1 protein-coding gene and 1 pseudogene are annotated in these 1,589 nt (G+C 40.6%); one reads left to right on the top strand and one right to left on the bottom strand.

Going from position 1 to position 1,589, the window contains the following annotated elements; all coding sequences use genetic code 11:
• On the bottom strand, positions 1-183 hold a 183-nt coding region (locus H5154_RS22640; protein WP_220493442.1), incomplete at its 3' end, for a hypothetical protein.
• A 331-nt stretch (positions 184-514) separates the two neighbouring features.
• Here H5154_RS22640 and H5154_RS23925 point away from each other — a divergent pair.
• Positions 515-1,589: pseudogene (locus H5154_RS23925) on the top strand (hypothetical protein); the annotation flags it as partial.

The raw sequence follows: 1,589 nt of genomic DNA, 5'->3' as shown, positions 1-1,589 counted from the left end.
GGCGGCATCAGCGGCGGCATCAGCGGCGGCATCAGCGGCGGCATCAGCTACAACATCAGCGATCACATCTACAATAATACATCCGTGGCCTAGATCGATCTGAGGGTTAGCATTGGTATATTGTTTAGGTTCACCGGGTTGAATGCGGCCAGTTAGCATTTCATCAAGTTTAGTGGTACTCATTGTAGGTATTTCCTTTTTTTGTTAAAAAATAAACAGCCAGTAAAGACTAGCAAAGCCCTCAAACAAAATGTATTACACTTGATTACAAATGAATCTCTCAGATAACACAGAGATATATGGTCACTCCGCCAGCGAATTTTTTACTAATAAAGGTAACGGTCCTATGACATAAATCCGGCGTCTAATGTCTATTTCGTTGGAAATTAAAAAGTGGAAAGTAAAAAGGACAGACACATTTTTTTGCAAAAACTACAGTATCAACTACTGTTTTTGCAAAAATCATAGTATCAACCACTGTTATTACACACAGTGCTACTGAAGTTGATATATTATGACTCGCGCAAGAAAAAAGCTTATTGATTTAGCATCGATATCTTATTATCACTTAATCTCACGATGCGTGAGACGTGCATTCTTGTGTGGTGATGATAAATACACAGGTAAAAACTTTGCTCACCGTAGGGAGTGGTTAGTAGAGCGAATTAAGTTATTAAGTAGTGTGTTTGCCATTGAAATTGCTGCCTACGCGATTATGAGCAATCACTATCACCTTGTTGTGAACGTCAATAGGCGTCAAGCACTTGATTGGTCTGATGATGAAGTAATTAACCGCTGGTATCAGCTTTATAACGACCACTTTTTAGTCGACCGCCATTTAAAAGGTGAGCAGTTAGATAAGCCAAGTTTGCTCTTTTTTAATGAGATCATCGCTAATGGCGAGAAAGATTGTATGACATCAGCTGGTATATGAAAAACCTCAATGAGTACATTGCCCGCGAGGCCAATAAAGAAGATAACTGCACGGGTAAGTATTATTCGCTGCCATCCTTGGCGCTCACCCTTCGGGCTGCCTGACGGCATTCAAATTTATTCCTTATAAATTTGAGGGAAGGGCGCATTACTTATAAAGAATAGTCGCAAGCATTATTAGATGAAACCGCAATGCTCAGTTGCATGGCCTACGTTGATTTGAACTCTATCAGAGCAAACATAGCCAATACGCTTGAAGACCGTGATTTCACCTCAATTCAAGAACGTATAGCGCACTTTAAAGCCTTTACCACAGACACGGTTAAAGCGAATAAGCTTCTCAAACAAAAAGATAATATTCAGCATGAAAGCCAACCAGCACAGCTAAAACCATTTGGCGGCAATCACATTAAACACAGGATCCCCTTTGCCTTACTGGATTATATTGAATTAGTCGACTGGAGCGGCCGCCACATAGATCCAAAGAAAAAAGGGCATATCAACAAAACTATGCCAAAAGTGCTCCTGACTTTGAATATAGAAGAAGCGCAATGGCTTGAATCAATTCAACGTTTCAGGCAGCAGTACTCAAATTTTGCAGGCAGCAAACAACGGTTAAAGCAGCAAGCCGCCAGCAACGATGTAAAATGGTACAA

The organism is Pseudoalteromonas sp. SR44-5, assembly GCF_014163675.1.
GTDB classification, from domain to species: Bacteria; Pseudomonadota; Gammaproteobacteria; order Enterobacterales; family Alteromonadaceae; genus Pseudoalteromonas; species Pseudoalteromonas rhizosphaerae.
Note: the sequence above shows the minus strand (reverse complement) of the source record. Positions and strands in the feature narration are given on the sequence as shown.